We start from the raw sequence: 723 nt of genomic DNA on the forward strand, positions 1-723 counted from the left end.
ACTCGGCGATCGGCGGCAGCGCGGCGCTCGGTGCCGTCGCCGTTGCCCCCGCGCGACGCTGCCGGCGCAGATACAACAGTGCGCAGATCACCAGCAGCAGCATCGCCAGCCACTCGCTGTTCAGCGCCGCCTGCATCGCGGCCAGGCTGCCGCCACCACGGGCGTGGGCGTAGATCGCGCCCAGCGCCGCCGGGCCCAGGCCCATCGCCGCCTGCAGGATGGTGGAGAGCATGGCGCTGCCTGCGCCGGCATGGTCGGTGGGCACCTGCGACAGGCCGATGCGGTAGAAGCTGGCCACGATCCAGGCCTGGCCGGCGCCGATCAGTGCGGTCGCCGGGGCCAGGTTGCGCACGCCCGGATGCGGCCACACGGCGTGCAGCGTCCAGCCCAGCGCCAGCAGGCCCAGCATCTGCACCAGGCAGCCCAGCAGTAGCGTCGGCAGCGGGCCGCAGCGCGCCGCCACGCGGGCGCTGACCAGCGCGGAGGCGAAGTAGGCCGCGCCCAGCACGATGAACGCATTGCCGGACTGCAGCGGCGAGAGGCCGGCGCCGGTCTGCAGGGTCAGCGCCAGCACGAACATGAACCCGCTCCAGCAGGTGAAGAACACCCCGCCCACCAGCAGCGCGAAGCGCACGCTGGGCAGCCGCAGCAAGGCCGGCGGCAGTAGCGGCGTGCGCCCGCGGCGTTCCTGCCACAGTTCGACCCGGGCCAGCGCCGCCAGCA

The 723-nt window shown here is 74.0% G+C and carries 1 protein-coding gene; it reads right to left on the minus strand.

Features of this window, described 5'->3' with window-relative positions; genetic code table 11:
• Positions 1-723, minus strand: a 723-nt coding sequence (locus D183_RS25390; RefSeq protein ID WP_017910557.1) for an MFS transporter, incomplete at both ends; no start/stop codon positions are given.

It is taken from the genome of Xanthomonas sp. SHU 199, assembly GCF_000364665.1.
GTDB lineage: Bacteria > Pseudomonadota > Gammaproteobacteria > Xanthomonadales > Xanthomonadaceae > Xanthomonas_A > Xanthomonas_A sontii.